10 protein-coding genes are annotated in these 18,509 nt (G+C 48.1%); 8 read left to right on the forward strand and 2 right to left on the reverse strand.

Annotated elements, in window-relative coordinates:
- Positions 1-137 precede the first annotated feature (137 nt).
- The 8 genes from ACRN9H_RS03360 to pglZ all read left to right on the forward strand — a co-directional run bounded on the left by ACRN9H_RS03360 (position 138) and on the right by pglZ (position 14,185).
- Positions 138-1,055, forward strand: coding sequence for an IS5 family transposase (locus ACRN9H_RS03360; protein WP_432312460.1), 918 nt, complete (start codon positions 138-140; stop codon positions 1,053-1,055).
- Between the two features lie 95 nt (positions 1,056-1,150).
- Entirely contained in the window at positions 1,151-1,831 is a 681-nt protein-coding gene (locus ACRN9H_RS03365; protein WP_432312461.1) for a hypothetical protein, read from the forward strand.
- Positions 1,832-1,927: 96 nt separating this feature from the next.
- Positions 1,928-2,695: a hypothetical protein gene (locus ACRN9H_RS03370; protein ID WP_432312462.1), complete on the forward strand. Its 768-nt coding sequence runs from the start codon at positions 1,928-1,930 to the stop codon at positions 2,693-2,695.
- Between the two features lie 4 nt (positions 2,696-2,699).
- Positions 2,700-3,242, forward strand: coding sequence for a BREX protein BrxB domain-containing protein (locus ACRN9H_RS03375; protein WP_427613959.1), 543 nt, complete (start codon positions 2,700-2,702; stop codon positions 3,240-3,242).
- 15 nt (positions 3,243-3,257) lie between these two features.
- Positions 3,258-6,767, forward strand: a complete 3,510-nt coding sequence (brxC, locus tag ACRN9H_RS03380) for a BREX system P-loop protein BrxC (protein ID WP_432312463.1) — start codon at positions 3,258-3,260, stop codon at positions 6,765-6,767.
- A gap of 113 nt (positions 6,768-6,880) precedes the next feature.
- A complete protein-coding gene (locus ACRN9H_RS03385; RefSeq protein WP_432312464.1) occupies positions 6,881-10,330 on the forward strand; it encodes an Eco57I restriction-modification methylase domain-containing protein in 3,450 nt (1,149 codons plus the stop codon).
- 12 nt (positions 10,331-10,342) lie between these two features.
- Positions 10,343-12,142 (forward strand): DUF262 domain-containing protein, encoded by a 1,800-nt coding sequence (locus tag ACRN9H_RS03390; RefSeq protein ID WP_432312465.1) that lies wholly within the window; start codon positions 10,343-10,345, stop codon positions 12,140-12,142.
- A 3-nt stretch (positions 12,143-12,145) separates the two neighbouring features.
- Complete coding sequence (pglZ, locus tag ACRN9H_RS03395) at positions 12,146-14,185, forward strand: BREX-1 system phosphatase PglZ type B (protein WP_432312466.1); 2,040 nt, start codon at positions 12,146-12,148, stop codon at positions 14,183-14,185.
- A gap of 333 nt (positions 14,186-14,518) precedes the next feature.
- On the opposite strand, the gene ACRN9H_RS03400 is transcribed toward pglZ, so the two are convergent.
- Both ACRN9H_RS03400 and ACRN9H_RS03405 read right to left on the reverse strand, forming a co-directional pair.
- The gene (locus ACRN9H_RS03400; protein ID WP_432312467.1) at positions 14,519-16,375 is read right to left on the reverse strand and encodes a DEAD/DEAH box helicase family protein; all 1,857 of its coding nucleotides are present in this window, start codon (positions 16,373-16,375) and stop codon (positions 14,519-14,521) included.
- Between the two features lie 40 nt (positions 16,376-16,415).
- A complete protein-coding gene (locus ACRN9H_RS03405; protein WP_432312468.1) occupies positions 16,416-18,416 on the reverse strand; it encodes a DEAD/DEAH box helicase family protein in 2,001 nt (666 codons plus the stop codon).
- Between the last annotated feature and the right edge of the window lie 93 nt (positions 18,417-18,509).

The following is an 18,509-nucleotide window of genomic DNA, read 5'->3' on the forward strand; positions in this document are numbered from 1 at the left end:
ACTGATTTTATTGTTAAATGTTTTTATAGTCAGCCATACAGTGGATTGTGGTCTATTTAGGGTGTTGTTGAACAAATCCGTGAACTAATTGGCGTTGCCGTGATCAGATCTCCTGACTCACCTTCAGGACGGCAAACATGGGCAAATCAATACGTAAAATCGTTAATTGGAAGCAATACAACCAAGCTTTAGTCAATCGCGGCTCGCTCACTTTCTGGGTGGATGAAGCTGCTGTAAAAGCGTGGTACTGCCATGAGCATCATGGCGGGCGTGGTCGCGGGTTTAGCTATAGTGATGTGGCGATTGAAACCGCGTTGATGGTTAAAGGCATCTTTAATTTATCGTTGCGTGCGCTAGAAGGCTTTCTCAACTCTTTGTTTACGTTGATGAGTGTGCCACTTAACTCCCCCGATTACACTTCTATCAGTAAACGCGCTAAGACAGTCAATATCAAGTACCGCAACTCCAGTCGCGGGCCTATAACGCATGTGGTTGTCGATGCCACAGGTCTGAAAGTGTTTGGTGAAGGCGAATGGAAAACGCGCAAGCATGGCAGTGAAAAACGCCGCACATGGCGCAAGTTGCACTTAGCCATAGATGCAAGCACTCACGAAGTCGTTGCAGCTGAAGTCAGTCTTGTGTCAGTAGGCGATAATGAAGTACTGCCGACTTTGCTCAATCCTTTACGGCGAAAGATAATGCAGATATCGGCAGATGGGGCTTATGATACAAAGGGTTGTTATCAATTACTGCAACGTAAAGGCTGCAAAGCGACCATCCCACCACGCTCAAATGCGGGGTTATGGGAAAAGGGGCATCCACGCAATGAAGCCATAGAAGCACTGAAAATGGGTCAGCTGAAACAATGGAAAATCGATAACGGCTATCACCAGCGCTCTCTAGCAGAGACCGCCATGGGCCGATATAAACAGTTGAATAGTCCAATGCTCAGTTTGCGTGATTACAATGGGCAAGTCGCAGAGGCATTGGCGGGTGTGAAGGCGATGAACAAAGTCATTAGACTGGGTATGCCCGTTCGTCAGCAAGTTGCTTAATCGGTCAGAAGTCTTGGGAGCATTGCCTTCTATTAAATGATTTAATCAACAACGCCTCTATTTAGGGTCAATAGAAGTTAGGATATCAAAGGGAAATGAAAAAAAAGAATGCAATTTTGATTTTAGAAGCTCCATGGGAGTTGTCTGAGTCAGACCAAAATACGGTCAGTGTTTTACCCTTTTTTCAAGGGTTGGAGCGATTGAGAGGGAATTTTGATCTGTTTCACTCTCACTTCTACGAAGCTAAAAGTTTTGAAATGGCGCTTGATAACCTCACAAGGGTACAATACGACCGCTGTTACGTGTATATAGCATGTCACGGAGCAGGTAAGCGCCTACATCACATCAATTTGGCTAACGCGTTAAAGATTATCCAAACTAAAGCTAAACAAAATAATATCTTAGGTGTGGTCATCGGTTCGTGTTTAGTGGGCAATAACACAGACATCTTGGGCGAATCAATGACAAATTCTCCCATTGTTTGGAAGTTTGGTTACCGTTGTGAAGTCAATTGGCTGGACGGCACCCTCATGGATCTCGAAGTTTTTGATGCCTTGTTAAAGGCGCGAGAGCCTGATTTCCCAGATGAAAATGCGATGTTGCGTCGTTTCCAATCTGCATTTAGACACTATGCCCCTCATGCAGTTATTGGTAATCACCCTAATGGTGAAGATTGTTCTATTGCTGAGGGCGTTTCTTTAGTCATTCAAGCCAGAGGGCAAGGTCATGTACCAATGGATTACAGCGAATGCCTATTTGATGATGACTGCGAGTAATTTGTGCGAATATTTGTGAATAAGAGCAACCTGTTACAACAAACTGCGATACCATATGTCATCGTTTCTGTGTTCGCTGAAAAAGAGTAGTAATTAATGGAGCAACTACCGCATTTGACTCAAATTGGCTTCAAGTTTGGTAAAAATGGGGCGCATGCTGCCCGAAGCATGATGATCCAAGAGCTGACACAACTGTTGATGTCACTGCCCGAGCAGGCATCGTTGGATGAATACCGCGCTAATATTATCGATGCCAACCTTCTGCACAAATCGAGTGAGAATGCCCGCAAGCTTACTTTTCGACATATGGTCGATCTTTATGGTTTGTCGCCACAAGTTCCGCTTTTTAAGGTATTTCGTCAGTTGTGGGATTTATCAGAGGAGTCTCAGCCGCTATTGGCATTGCAGTTAGCCGTTGCCAGAGATCCGCTTTTAAGAGGTTCCGCCGAGGTAATTTTATCTCTAGAACCAGGAGAGCTGCTCCTTAGAGAAATCATGGAAGTGCACCTTGCCAAAGATGACCCGGACAGATTTAGTCCCGCTTCGCTAAAGTCCTTTTCGCAAAATTTAAACGGTACCTGGACTCAGGCGGGCTATCTCACTGGCAAGGCTAAAAAATACCGTAGCGAGCCTAAAGTTACCTATGTAAACCTGGTATTTGCCTTGGTTTTGGCCCATTACCACGAGCTTAGTGGTGTAAGGCTTTTCAACAGCTTCTGGTGTAAGTTGCTCTTAAAGAGTCACACTGATTTATACGAATTAGCTCATCGTGCGACGCTTAGAGGCTTGATCCACTTTAAACAGGCAAGCGAGGTGATAGAAGTGTCATTTTCACCATTAAAACTTCCTGAATTCAAGGATTGAATCCATGTCCGACAGACTTACCAAATTGCTAAACAGCTTTAGCAACCATATTAGTGTGCCCTGGAGTAACACCATCTCCGCCGAGGAAAAAGCCATTTTCGTGGTGTATGACAAGGCCGATGAACTCAAGCTTAGAGCACGATTGACTGAATTTGAACAGGCCAGTATCGAGGCCCAACATCCATGGTTACTGCTCGATTTAACCAACGCCTTTGCCAACTGGATGGCCGAGCAGGATTATAAAGAAGCCTATTTTGAAGACCCTGAATACCTCGAAGGTAGCTACGACTACTTTGCTGATGAACTGGTGAAATTACTGAGCGCTGAAATTAACAACCAGCAAACGGCCGACACTGTCGTAGCGTTAATGGGATGTGGTGCGCTATTTGGCTTCCTGTCAGTATCTGCACTAGTTAAATCGTTGGCTGCGCAGGTGAATGGCCGCTTGGTGGTGTTTTTCCCCGGAGAATATCACGACAATAACTACAAATTACTTGATGCCAAGGATGGATGGGGCTACCAAGCCACCGCTATCACAGCCGTTTAACGAGGGACCGAAACAATGCTAAACCGCGATATCTATCAGTTAAATCCACTGGAAAGTAAACTGGCTAACAATGGTGTAGCCGAAGTAAAAGACGACCTGTCTCAAGGCGCGCTCGAAACGCTCGAGTATGAGCTTCGCACCTTTGTGTGTAGTGGTGCTTACGCCAAAGGGCTAGACGATATTCTCAGTACATTTCTGCGTAACGTAAAAAGCAGCGGTGAACAGCCAGGTCTGCGTAACGTAAAAAGCAGCGGTGAACAGCCAGGGGTATGGATCTCAGGCTTCTTCGGTTCTGGTAAGTCACACCTGGCTAAAATGCTCAGAACGCTATGGACCAATCAAAAAATAAATGATGGCACCGATGCGCGCTCACTGGTTGATTTGCCGGACGCTATAAGTCATCACTTTGACGAGCTCTCAACATTAGGCGCCAAATTGGGTGGTTTACATGCCGCCTCCGGCACCTTAGGTGCGGGTGCTGATGATAAGGTGCGTTTGGCGTTATTGGCGGTTATTTTCAAATCGGTCGGATTATCAGAGCAATACCACCTGGCAAGATTTGAACTTTGGCTTAAGGCCGAAGGCATTCTGGCGCAGGTAAAGGCCTATATCGAGCAGCACGCCAAAGGTAAAGAAGGTGAAGATTTGTGGCAAAAAGAGCTGCGTAACCTTCACGTCTCGCCCGTGATGGCGAAGGCGTTACTGCATGCCATGCCATCTTTTGGCAGCGATGAAAAAGAAGTGCGCGATATGCTGCGTGCCCAGTACAAGATTGTCGAGGATGTTTCAAACACTGAAATGGTACAAGCCATCGTTGATGCCTTGGCCAACCATGGTGAAATGCCATTAACCCTAATCGTGCTCGATGAGGTACAGCAATATATTGCCGACGACCCAGATAAAGCCTATGCAGTGCAAGAAGCCATAGAAACCTGCTGTAAAGCAGGCAAATTTAAAGGGCGCTTGTTGTTTGTTGCTACCGGGCAAAGTGCCTTATCTGGCTTGCAAAACCTGCAGCGTCTGATGGGGCGCTTCCAGGTATCGGTCCAACTGGAAGACACCGATGTGGATGCCGTTATTCGCAAAGTGATCCTGCAGAAAAAGGAAACCGCCAGAGTCAGTATTGAGAGTGTGATTCAAGAAAACTTGGGTGAAATCAACCGCCATCTACGCGGTTCTGTTATTGAATCCAATAAAGATGATGAGCAGTGGATGGTCGCCGACTATCCTCTGCTGCCAGTACGTCGCCGCTTTTGGGAGCGGGTATTACCAGCGCTGGACAAAACCGGTACTGGCTCACAGCTACGTAACCAGCTTCGAGTCGTACACGAGGCAACTAAGTTAACAGCACTTAAACCCTTGGGCAGTGTGGTGCCAGCCGATTTTATCTACGATCAAATTGCCATTAATCTGCTGCAAACTGGCGTGATTGGCAAAGACATCTACGAAAAAATAGGCCGCTTAAAAGCCGGTAATGACGATGAGCAGTTGCAAGGGCGTCTGCTGTCATTGATCTTGCTTATGAGCAAGTTGCCAGCCGATATTAATCACGGCATTGCGTCAACGGAAGCGTTTTTAGCCGACTTGCTGCTTGAACATTTAAGTGAAGGTAAGCACGAACTTCGTGCCCGGCTGCCAGGCTTACTCAGCCAACTGGTGGAAGAGGGCGCATTACTGCCGATGAACAGCGCTGCTGGCGTTGAATATCGCCTGCAAACCGTCGAGAGTCAGAAATGGCATGACACCTTCAAGCAGCAGCAAAACGACCTGCGTGGTAACACACAGTCGCTCCAGACATTCCGCAGTCAGGAAATTCAGCACTATATTCGTAGACAATTGGCCGCTGCCAAAGTCAACCAGGGGACTGTGGCTGAAGGCCGTACTATCAATTTGTGTTTCGATGCGGATCTCCCCGCCGATGCTAATAAGCGACTGTACGCCCATGTGCTTGAAGACAGTGATCGTAAATTTACCGATGCTGTGAGAAGTGCTAGCGCCGACAATGCCACCTTATTCGTCCATGTGCCCAGCATACGCCGCTCTGATCTATTAAGTGCTATTGTCGATTTTAAAGCCGCTGAGACGACCTTAGATGTGAGTGGCCTGCCTGCCACCGACGCTGGTAAAGATGCTAAAGCCGCTATGGAGCATCGCAAATATGAGGCCGAACGCACCAAAAAGCTTATTTTAAAAGAGATTTTTGACGGCATTATGGTGCAATTGGCCGGCGGCTCTGAGGTCATGGGGGAGACCCTTACCGAACAGTTTGAAAATGGCGGTAAAAAAGCCTGCGAGCGCCTTTACAACGAATTCAAACTGGTCGATGTCAAAGGCTGGGGCACAGTGTACGACCGTGCCAGTAAGTCGGCCGATGCCAATGCCCTGGCTGCCATTGGCTTTAATGACGAAGCCGACAAACACCCAGTATGCGTGGCCATTAAGCGTTTTATCGGCGTGATGAAAACCGGCGCCGAAATCCGCGATAACTTCCAAAATGCCCCTTATGGTTGGCCTAAAGACACTATCGACGGTGCCCTGTACGCCATGTTGGCTTCTGGGGTATTAAAGGCGACCGATGGCCAAGAAAAACCGCTCGATGCCAAAAGTCTTGAGCGTGCCAAAGTCGGCCAAACCAAGTTCCGCCCCGAAACGGTCAGCCTTAGTACGGTACAAATCCTCAAGGTGCGCAGTTTAATCAATGCCATTGGGGTGAGTTGTACTAACGGTGAAGAACAGTCCAAGCTAAGCCAGGCGATAGCCCAGGCTAAGCAAATTGCCCGTAAGGCGGGGGGCGATGCGCCACTGCCGCTGCCGCCTGCGACCCCGCACTTGAATGAGATTGAAGTCTTGTCAGGCAATGCGCAATTGCTGGCCGCCTACCAATCACAGCCCATTATTCTGCAAGAGTTGGAACAATGGAAAGCGCAGGCAGATAAGGTCAGTGCTCGTCTTTACCTATGGGACGAGTTCAAGGCTGCGCTCAAGCACTGTCAAGGGTTAGCGGGATACGATGCCCTCGATAGTGAGAAACGTGCCATCGAACAAAATCGCAGTCTCTTGGCTGAGCCTAACCCCATAGAACCACTGCTAAAGCAGGCCATTGAAGCGATTCGCATGGCCATCATGAAGAAGTATCAAGACTTCCAGGATGAATATCAAACCTGCTTGCAAGAGCTTGAGCAAGACGCCATTTGGGCGCAGCTTTCAAGCCCTCAGCAAAGCGAGCTGTTAACCAAGCACCATTTGGATAACCTCGAGTTGCAGCCGCTTTCCGGCAATGACAGAGTCATCGACAGCATCGAAAACACCTCGCTCACCCAATGGAGCGATAAAACCTCCGCCTTGGCTGGCCGCTTTAGTCGGGTACGGCAAGAGGCGGTAGACAGGTTAGTGCCCAAGGCCAAGCAGGTGCAGCTGTCCAAGGTGGTGATTAACACCGAAGCCGAGCTCGATGCCTGGCTTAAGCAGGTGCGGGCCGATGTGATGGCGGCGCTTAACGATAATCGCCCTGCGTCGTTAAAGTAGCGCTTATAAAGCACCCTGAAAAAGAGCCCTTTACAAGAGCCATGTTAATATCAGCCTTGCTCAATTGGGCAAGGCTCACTCAAATGACAGTTAGTTGAGATAGAGAACCGCTTATGCGTCAAGCCCTGGATAAAACCCTCAGAAACCTGCTTGAAAAAGCCGTTGTCCGTGCCCGAGAGCTGACTGAAATTGCCGCAGTCGAGGCCTTAACCCGCTTAGGCGTTGGCTTAGGCGAGGCGCCAATCTACCTAAAAGAAGATGAGCGAGCGCTGCGTAACCGCCTGCGTGCCCATGCCCGCCAGTTAGGCGACAAGCTGCACACCAATGGTAAGCAGGGCATAGCGCACCTAAGCGCCGAAATGGCCTATGAGCATTGGCACCGCATGCTATTTGCCCGCTTTTTAGAGCAAAACCAGCTGCTGATGTACGACCAATACACCGCTGTCACCCTGGCTGAGTGTCAGGAGCTGGCTGCCGATGAAGGCGTAAAAGATGGCTGGCAGCTCGCTGGCATGCTGGCCCAGCGGATGTTGCCGCAAATTTTTAAAAGCGACTCGCCGGTGTTTGCCTTACCGCTCGCCATTGATAGGGTGCGCGAGCTGGAAGACCTTATTCTCACCCTGCCTGCGGCGGTGTTCACGGCTCAGGATAGCCTCGGCTGGTGTTATCAGTTTTGGCAAAGCAAGCGTAAAGAAGAGGTTAATGCCGCCGGTGTCCCCATTGGCGCCGATGAGCTAAGCCCTGTTACCCAGCTCTTTACCGAGCCCTATATGGTGAGCTTTTTGCTGGATAACAGCCTCGGCGCCTGGTGGGCCAAAAAGCGCTTAACCGACGCCGATCTTCGCACCGCCAGCGACGAGGCCACCTTGCGCCGCGCCGCCGCTATTAATGGCGTGCCGCTAGAGTACCTGCGCTTTGTCAAAACCAAGGATAGCCAAGGCGAGCTGTGGCAAGCGGCGGGTGGCTGGTTTGAGGCTTGGCCAGAGGATATCGCCGCCCTTAAAACCCTCGACCCCTGCTGTGGCTCCGGCCACTTTTTGGTCGCGCTGTTGTTAATGTTGGTGCCGATGCGTATGCAGCTTGAAGGCATCGATGCCAACACCGCCATCGACCTTGTGCTTAAGCAAAACCTCCATGGCCTGGAGCTCGATAGTCGCTGCGTGGAAATCGCCGCCTTTGCCCTGGCGCTGGAAGCCTGGCGCTACCCTAACGCCGGCGGCTACCGCACCTTGCCTGCACTTAATTTGGCCTGCTCGGGCCTGGATGTCAGTGCCCTTAGCAGCGAATGGCAGGCGCTGGCCAAACAGCGCCCTGAGATCAGCGACGCCCTTAGCTGGTTTGCCCGCACCTTTAACGACGCACCGGTACTGGGTAGCCTCATTGATGTCAACACCTCTTACTATGAGGGTAAAGCACAAGGCAAACCTGCGCCCTGGCAAGTGTTGCTGGATGAGCAGGCCAGTATGCAAAACCTGGGTGATGAAGCGCAAACTGCCCAAGTCACTGCCCAGGGCCTCGCCATGGCGGCTAAGCTGCTTGCCAATCAATACACCCTGGTTGCCACCAACGTACCGTATCTTGCCCGTGGTAAGCAGTGCGACACCCTAAAAGATTTCTGTGAAAACTATTACCCTGAAGCTAAGCCCGATTTAGCGACCGTGTTTCTTGAGCGTTGCCTCGAGTTCAGCCCCACGGGTGGCAGCTCAACCATAGTCCTGCCGCAAAACTGGCTGTTTCTTACCAGCTATAAAAAGTTCCGCGAAAAACTGCTTACCCAAGACAGCTGGAACCTGGTGGCGCGCTTGGGGCCAAGAGCCTTTGAAACCATCTCCGGTGAGGTGGTGCAAGCCATCTTGATCACCCTCAGCAAGGGCGCGGCCGCCCACGGCGCCTTGCTCCATGGCCTGGATGTCTCCGCCCCCAAAACCGCCGCAGACAAAGCTGCACAACTGCTGATTGAGCCGCTGAAAAGTGTGGAGCAAGCGAGGCAGCTGGAGAATCCGGATGCGAGAATTGTTCTTACGCAAGTTGCCAGTGGTCCATTGTTATGTGATACAGCAGATTTCGGCAAGGGTAGTACAACTGGTGATAAACCAAGATTCATGGTTGGGTTTTGGGAGCTTTCTAAGATTGGAGAGCACAATACTTTATGGCTAGATTCCCCATCGAAATGTGAGCCTTGGTCGGGTCGTTCTCAGATTACAACTACACCTATTAATAGTCCGACTATGCAATCACAACTCGGTTGCTGGCTTAGAGGTCAAGATGTATGGGAAAAGGCTGGTGTCGCGGTAAATAAGATGAGATCTCTAGAGCCATTTTTGTATTTTGGAGAAGTGTTTGATGACAATATTTGTCCAATAGCTCCTGCAGATGTTTCTCATATTCCCGCACTTTACACATATGTTGAGTCTACGGAATATGCCAAAAATGTAAGAGCAGTGGATCAGAAGCTAAATGTAACGGCTGCAACATTAACAAAGGTTCCTTTTGATTTAGAATATTGGACTAAAATCGCCGAAGACCAATATCCCAACGGCCTCCCTAAGCCCTACAGCAATGACCCGATTCAATGGATCTTCCATGGTCATCCTTGCGGCTCTGTGGTGTGGGATGAAGACAAAAAATGGACTGTGGTTGCGGAAAAGCGCACCGACGAGACCGTGCTGCAAGTCGCCGTTGCCCGCTTGCTGGGTTACCGCTGGCCGGCGGAGCTCGATGAAAACATGGAGCTTGCCGATGAGATGCAGACCTGGCTCGATAAGTGCGATGACTTGTTAGCGCTGCAAGATGACGATGGCATCGTTTGCTTGCCGGCCATTCGCGGCGAAAAGGCGGCGGCCAATCGCTTAGAGGCCATGCTGCAGGCATCTTTCGAAGGCGACTGGTCGGCTTCGGTGCTCACCAGTCTTCTTAATAGCGTCGGCAGCAAGAACCTAGAGACTTGGCTTAGGGATAAGTTTTTTGAGCAGCACTGCAAGCTGTTCCAGCATCGCCCGTTTATTTGGCAAATTTGGGATGGCCTGAATGACGGCTTCTCGGTGCTGGTGAATTACCATAACCTCGACTACAAAGGCCTGGAGCGGCTGATTTACACCTACCTTGGTGAGTGGATCCGCACCCAAGAGCACGGCGTGAAAGAGGGTATCGATGGCGCCGACAGCCGTTTGATGGCCGCCAAAAACCTAAAAGACACTCTCGAAGCCATCCTTAAGGGCGACTCCATTAGTGGAAAAATCGGCTTGGATATCTTTGTGCGCTGGAAACCGCTGCACGAGCAGCCAATCGGCTGGCACCCGGACTTAAATGATGGTGTACGCCTGAATATCCGCCCCTTTATGCAAGCGCCTGATGTTGCTAAAAAAGGCGCCGGTATTTTGCGCGCCAAGCCCAATATCAACTGGAATAAAGACCGCGGCACCGATGTCGCCAGCGCCCCTTGGTATCACCTTGGCCTAGAGTACGGCGAAAAAGAAGGCGCCCGCATCAACGACCACCACCTAAGCCTGGCCGAAAAACAAGCCGCCAGGGATGCCGTGGTCAACCAAGCCAGCAAAGCCTAAGGAAAATCACGGATGATTAAATCAGTATTTAACTACCCAGTTTCAACTCTGCTCGATATCGAAGCTGGGGTGGTGTATGCCATCCCTCGTTACCAGCGTGAATACACCTGGGGCAAGTGGCAGTGGGATGCGCTATTTGAAGATTTGCTGGAAAATGACCTGAGTTATTACTTGGGCTCGATTATCTGCATCAATCAAAGTACAGATGCCCTGTCCGTGCAGCAGCTGGAACTGGTGGATGGTCAACAGCGGATGACGACCTTGTCACTGCTGTTGGCGGCAATTTATGCCAGTTTCCAGCAGCAGGGGATTGAACTTGCTATGGAGCAGCAAATAGAGCTGTATAACCTAAAGCATAAGCTGGTTCTAAAGAAAAATGCCGAGCAGCCCAGATTGGTACCCCAGGTTCAAAATGCTAATCAGCAGGATTACCTGGCTGTACTCAAAGAAGCTGGCATTTTGAAAGAGGCTGAGTGGCTTGCCAATGCTGGCAACCGGCGGGTGTTTAAAGCCTACCGCCATTTTATGATGCGTATCGCCGAGTATGTGGCAGGTACTGCGGATGCGCTGCAGGCCTTGAGTACCCTGCTGGATAAAGTCAATGCCGCGACCTTGGTAAAAATTGAAGTGGCGAGCCACTCCGACGCCTACACCTTGTTTGAGTCTCTCAATAACCGCGGTGTACCGTTGACGGCCATTGATTTGATGAAAAACAAGCTACTGGCTAAGTTGGAGCAAGTGGAGCCTGGGAGCATTGATAAATCCTTTGTTAGCTGGACCAAGGTAATGGAAGCCTTGGGGGATGACTATGGCGTGCAGGAGCGTTTTTTCCGCCAGTACTACAACGCGTTTAAGCCGGAGCTTAAAGATATTATCAGCGTGCCTGTCGCTACCAAATCTAATCTCATTCAGATATTTGAGAAACTGATTGCCCACGATCCGCAGCAGTTCTTACAGGCGATGCGTAACCACTCTGCCTGGTACGCACAAATTGTGGGTAATTGTGCGGTAACAGGGGAGCCTAAGTTAACTCGTTTACTGCAAAGTCTGGATCGTATTCAAGGAGCACCTTCTTATTTGTTACTACTGATGCTATTTGCCAAGCGCGAAGCCTTGGCATTGAGTTTTAACCAGATTGAACAGGTTGTGAGGCTACTGATTAACTTCTTTGTACGCCGTAATACCACAGACATACCAGCAACCCGCGATCTGAACCGCATCTTTATGGAGCTAACCGAACAACTATTAAACTGCCAGGGCGGGCAGGTGGTGAGTGCCATAGCCAGCACTCTGACAAACGTGAGTACCACCGATGAGCATTTTCGCCAGGCGCTTAGCGGTAACTTGTATGAAGACAATACCTGGGTTTGCCGCTTTATTTTATGTGCCATTGAAGAAAGCATGATGACCAAGGAAAAGCAGGTCGATTTATGGGCGATGGAAGGTAAGCAGTTTGTGTGGACCATCGAGCATGTATTCCCCCAAGGCGCCAATATTCCTGAACCCTGGGTGGCTATGATGGCAGATGGCGATAGGGCGCTGGCGGAGCAATACAGGCAAAGCCATGCCCATCGCCTGGGCAACTTAACCATCTCGGGTTACAACAGCACCTTGGGTAATAAGAGCTTTTTGGAAAAACGTGACCGTATGACCCGCGACAAGCGTCCTGTGGGGTATAACAATGGTTTGTACTTGAACCAGGAACTGGCCGAGGCCGAGCTCTGGTCGATTGAGCAAATTGAGCAAAGAACGGCAGTGATGGTTGATAAAGCCTTGACGCTGTTTTGTTTACCTGAAGTAGCAGGGAAGTAAAGAATGCAAGTGATAGATAAACTGGTTGAGCAACTGCGCCAAAGTGCGGCTTTCAATCCTGCTGTGCAAGTGGCTCCAGCCGCAGTGCTGTGGACCGATGAAGCACGCCAATGGCAGAGCGCCATGCCCTTGATTAAGGAATACCTGCCAGAACTGATTGAGCTGGGGGATTATAAGCCCGGTGAGAGAATCGGCCCTGCCATTTGGCTTAAGTGTGTGATAGCGGGGGTACTCGAAGAGATACAAATTCCCCAAGGGCGCACACCTATCATCTATTTACCAGGCGTGGGGCGTAAGGCGCTGCGCGCCATTGAGGATTGTCCGGATTATTTACGGCCGCTTGCAGAGTTACAATATCGCGGAAGCTGGTGGGCTTATAATACTGCTGGACGAGACTGGAGTGTTGGCTCGTTTTTGACAAACCCAAGGGTTGGACTAGAGCTGGATGTGGCTAAAGATAACAGTACTCAAGAGGTCATTCCCAAAGTGCTGCGTGATTTACTTGAAACCCAAGTGGATGCACTGAAAGGTCGTCGTTTAGAGGCGAAAGACTTTCAAGAGTTGGTATTTAACGATCCCATTAAAGATTTACTGGGGTGGCTTAATCATCCCGGCCAGAAACGTGCTCAGTGGGATGAAAGCAAGTGGCAGCTATTTTGCCAAACCTGTGAGAGTGAATTCGGTCTGAAACCAGGTGATGATACCCATCAACAGATGTTGGCAGCCATGCTTAATGCCGAGGGGCCTTGGGCTGAGGTGTGGCAGCGGTTTGAGGATTCGGCCCATAATCTGCATTCTCTCCTCACTGCGATTGCTACACTTGTGCCAGTCGATTTGGCGGCGGATTTTAGTCATTACCCCATCGAAAACGCCCGCGAAGAGCAGAGATTGATGAATGCCCTAGTGGCGTTGGGGCAGGGCGAACTGAGCTTGGTTAGGAGCAACATTGCGGATTTGTATAAAACCCATCAGGTGCGTGAAGGCTGGCTTTGGTATCGCTTAGGACAATCTAAGTATCTGCAAATTTTGGCCGAGCTTGCCAAAGTGGCGAAGCTGACGGCGCAGCCGTTTACCCATCAATCACCTCAAGAGATGGCAGCCCTTTACTGTGACACTTATTGGCAAGCCGATGCCGCCGCACTGCAGGCGATGGCACTGGCAATAGAGCCTCAGCAGCAAGAGCTGGTGGCAGAAGTACTTGCACTTATCTATTCTCCTTGGCTCTCTGAAGTGACCCATAACTTCCAGGGATTGGTGAGGCGTCAGGGTTACCCTGGCGATGGGGAGATTAACGAGGCCACTGCGGGTTATCTTGCCAAAGGTTTAGTGGTGTTTTTTGTTGATGGTTTGCGTTATGACTGCGCCAAATGGTTGGAGCAAAAGCTATTTGCGCGCCAAATACAGGCCAAGCTTACTAGCCAGTGGAGTGCATTGCCGTCATTGACTGACACCGCTAAAGCCGCAGTGACACCCATTGCAGGCTTGTTAACGGGAGCGCAGGATACTCAGGACTTTACGCCGTCTGTTGCGGCGACTTCGAGTGATTTCAGCGCTTATCACCTTAAAAAGCTGCTGGCAGAACACGGGTGGCAGTATTTAGAGGGGCTTGATAGTGGCGAGCCAGAAGGACTTGCCTGGTTACAAACTGGCGACCTGGATAACCTGGGCCACCAGCAGCAGCGCAAATTGCCTTTGGGGATTGATGCTGTGCTCAATGAAGTGGCCGATAGGGTTTGCCATCTGTTGGATGCAGGCTGGCGTGAGGTTCGCATTGTGACAGACCATGGTTGGTTGTGGTTGCCGGACAAACTGCCGAAGGTCGAGCTGGATAAGCCACTGGTGCGTAAGTATTTGTCCCGCTGCGCCATTTTGCACGATAACGCCTCGACCGATCTTCCGCAGGTGGGCTGGCATTGGAATAATGCGGTATCGCTTGCCATGGCACCGGGGGTCGGCGCCTTTACCGCTGGCGACTATTACAACCATGGTGGATTGAGCCTGCAGGAGTGTTTGACGCCTGTATTGAAAATTAGGCAAGCGTGAGTTGGATAAGGTGCTGAGTGTTGGACGATAAGCAGATCACTGACAAGGCGATTAAATCGCGAGTCCTTGGAAGCCATTGTAGGACTCAAGGCTGCTGAAAATGGGAGGAAGTAATGTTTACTAAACGTAATAAGGTTAAATCGACGGCTTTCTCTGATTTTGTCCGACATGCATCATCGAGAGAGAAAAAAGTTCTTTGATAAAATCGTTAAAGAGACGATTGAGGAGCAAAAAGATATGATAGCTAAGGCTAAAAGCGTCGATTGTTTAAGCTAAAATTTGCTTAGCCTCGTAGATAGAATAATGAGAAGCCGCTGAAATCAGCGGCTTCTTTTATTTAAAAACGCTTTGATGTTTTATGTTAGATAACTGAATTGAATCTGCTTGTTTTTGTTCAGTTAATGACTGTGAGTAGATGCCGCGTTGGTACAGTAATATTAACGTATCGTCAATTTGACAATCCAGTGCTTGGCAAATCTCAGCCATGTCATCCATATCCATTGCCCGTTTAAAAGCATCAGTCTGCTTGGATAAGTTGTAGATGCTGAAAATGCTAGCCATAACTTGCTTATCTGATGTTGTTTCGCCACCGCCAGGGTTAACTATCTGGTTAAATTCGACTTCAATTCCATTATCTAGTTTTGCAGTGAAATCCAACGCGCGTGCCTTGGCGCAACTGGGGCTGTAGTTATCGTAGGTGACACCATTAACCCATTGGGCTTTAATCCAATTTTTGTCGTCACCCCGCATAGCGCGGCCACTCTTGGGGTAGGGGGGACCATCGGAGGTAAATTCTGAACGAATGAGCGTAATAGCCTGAAGTAATTCAGGATCTGTAGTATAAGCGCTGTAATCGGCGTCTGTTTTTGACAACATTGCGGGTACCACGAGGTAGGCCTTTGTGAAGAAAGTTGACGAATCATCGAGTTTTTTACTTATTATTGATTCAGCCGTTGGCGTGATGACCGTTCCTCGATCGAATCCTCTGACTTGATATTTATTGCAGATGTCTTCAAAAACTTGATGCAAGCCGACAAAATCATCAGAGTTATCTTTGGCTTCTAAGTGTTCAAGAAGATCTGAATAGGCTCGAACTGCATCCAAATTAGTAAAATGTTTGGCTTGGACATTTTGATGGTATCCGCATGCTCTGCCTATATTCGCTTGAACAACTGCCGCTATATTAGAGATGGTACTGTCCCAGGTGTTAATCAGAGTTTCTTTCATCTCTTGACCAAAATTGACGCCTGCCCGGAAGCCAGCAACGGTAATTGCGATGAGCTTGTCATCAAACATCGTTGCTGTTTCATATTCTCGTTTAAAGTCATCGATGGAGGAGAGCTCATGATCTTCAACGCCCACCAGTTTTTGGCCAATAATATAAATTTGTTCTTCGGCCACACCTTGATTAATAAGGATCTGCTTTACTGTGTTAGCTTGGCTTGAGGATACTCGAACAAGCGACCAACCAGGGCCTTGATGCTCTTTAAACTGGCGAATGAAACGGTTACGGAGCAAGGAGTCCTTACAAAAGTCGCGATAATCTTCATCAAGTTTAATGATTTGGTTATTACGATGCATTTGCCTGATACCATGATATTCATCATTGGTTTTGTGAAATACGAGGGCTGTGCTGAAATTGTGGCGCAAAATGGAATCTTCACCCGCAGCGTATAATGCACTGAACGGCGTTGCAGACACAAAGACGACTTTGCACTCATTATTATCACGTTCTAAATAGTTGAAAACCTTATGGTAACGCACGCTATCGCTGCTTGAACCATAGTGGCATTCATCAATAATGATTAACTTTGGTGCTTGATACTTAAAATCACTTTTTAAGCTGTTTTCAAGGTGAGTAAAATTACTCACGACAACATTTTTACAAGGTGCAAGGTCTCTTTTGGCTTGTTCTTGCAGTGTAATGTCGGCCATGGTGACTAAGTAAAGCGTATCTTTTAAGCGCTTTCTGTCACTTATTTGGTCGTCGGTAAGCGAAAGTCTTTGCAACCCGGATAACGCCAGTGCAATCCCTGATTTACCAGATTGCATTTCAGCGGCTAACACAACTGCTCGAGAACCGGCACTGAATTTTGCAAAGGTTTTTGCTGCAGCATTACGCTGATGCTCGAAGGTATTTGCTGAAATCGCATTTTCAACCTGTTGTCGATATTTGTGTAAAGCGGTCATTAGGTTACCCAGCTGTATAGTCTAAGGCTCATCGGTATTTTTAATGTGCAGAATTTACTTTGTCTGAAAAGTGGGATTCATCACTAAGTGAGCCTGTTTTTTCTGGTAATTCGTTGTGCTGTTTTTTACTGATGGAGCGATCAATATCGTATTCTCCACGTTTATAAAGCACTAACATAGTGTCATCTCTTTCGATTCCGAAATGGTCACACATTTCCCAAATATCCTCTAGTGACATGATTTTCTTATCAACTTTACGACGAGAAATGTTGTAAACACTAAAGATGGCTGCAGCTATCAATTTGTTCTCTGATAGTTCGCCAGAGCCAGGGGCTACGACTCTATTAAATTCGAGGTATTCGCCGTCATCGAGTATTTGCGTATATAAAAATGTTTTTTGTTTTTGAGTTCCGTCCGCGCGGGCTTTTTCTGGATTGTCAAAACTATCGCCATTTACCCAGTGCGCTTTGATCCAGTTTTTGCCTTTACCGCGCATAGCACGACTGCCTTTGACGCAGGGAGCTCCTTTAGCAGTAAATTCATTCCGAATAACGTCTATTACCTGTAAAAAATGCTTGTCTCGAGTGAATTGGCTAAAATCTGCATCTTCCTCAAGCAGCTTCGCTGGGACTGCAACGTAACTATCGGTTTTATAGGTTTCTACATCTCCGATTGGTCTACGACGTTTGTATTTAATTGTAAGTCCAACATCAAGGCCATTTACTTGATATTCTTGACAAATATCATCAAAAAACTCTTTCAATCCATCAAAATCAGAGGCAGCGTTGTCGGAACAGGTAAGTTCTAAGTGGTCTAGGATTGCGCCATATGCTTCAGTTGCATTTAAGTTTGTGTAGTGGGTCGATGCATTATTGCCATGGTAACCGCAGGCACGGCCTATGTTTGCTTGAACCACTGCAGCGACACTGGCGACTGTACTATCCCAAGTAGAGATGAGATTGTTTTTCATCATCGCACCGAAATTGATACCTGCGCGGGCGCTGGCGACCGTAATCGCAATCAGTTTATCTTCGAACAACAATGCGTCATCAAACTCCTTTTTAAATCTTTCAATTGAGCAATGTTCGTCTTCTGGTACACCACTCAATGAATTACCGATAATGTAGATGGCGTTTTCGTCAATTCCTTGCGTGATTAAAAATTGTTTGGCCTCCATTGCCAATCCTGCTGGTACCCTAACTAACGACCACCCCATCCCTTCGTGTTGCTTAAATTGAGTTATAAATGCATCTCTTTCCTGCGATGGGAAAAGAAAATTGCGGTTATCGTCAATAAGCGCTTTAACCTTACCATTATTTAACATTTCGCGAACACCGTAATACTCATCACTTGTTTTATGAAAAACCAGGCGAGTATTGAAGTCGCGTCTTAAAATCGAATCCTTTAGTGCTTTAGAGGCAACATCATTAGCTTCTTTTAAAAGCTCTTCATCCTGCTTAGATTCTGCTTCTGTTTGCAGTTCTAACGCTTCTTGATATTCGGTTTCCGCACCGTAAAGCGCACCAAAAGGTGTTGCTGAAATAAACACAACGTTGCAGGAATCGTTTTCTTGTTCTAGATAATCGAAAATTTTGCTATATCGAACGGCTGCCACATTAGAGCCATAGTGACATTCGTCGATAATAATCAGTTTAGGTGGGTTGCCTTTGAACTCATTCTCAAGCGCTTTTTCAAAGTTAACAAAGTTACTGACAACAACGTTTTTGGCTAGTTTTAAGTCTTCTTCAGCTTGTTCTTTGAGTGCGGTATCGGGCATTGTGACAAGGTAAAGTGTATCTTTGAGCTGTGCTCTGTTACAAATTTGTTGATCAGTTAAGCTAAGTCGTTGTAAACAACATAAAGCCAGCGCGATTCCCGATTTGCCTGCTTGCATTTCCGCGGCGGTAACAATGGCCCTGACTTGCTCACTTGATAATGCATTAAAGGTTTTTTGTGCAGCATTGATTTGGTGAGAGTGCAATGCGTTACTATCTAAAATATGCTGTACTTTTTGACGCATGTTTTGAGCTTTCGAGTCCATTCTGGCTACCTTGTTTTTAATTTAAAATACTATAACACGTTAATTTTAAGTAATATATTTTAAAAAATCGCATGTTTAATTGAAATTGTGAAG

This window comes from Shewanella sp. MF08487 (assembly GCF_050848685.1).
GTDB classification, from domain to species: domain Bacteria; phylum Pseudomonadota; class Gammaproteobacteria; order Enterobacterales; family Shewanellaceae; genus Shewanella; species Shewanella glacialipiscicola.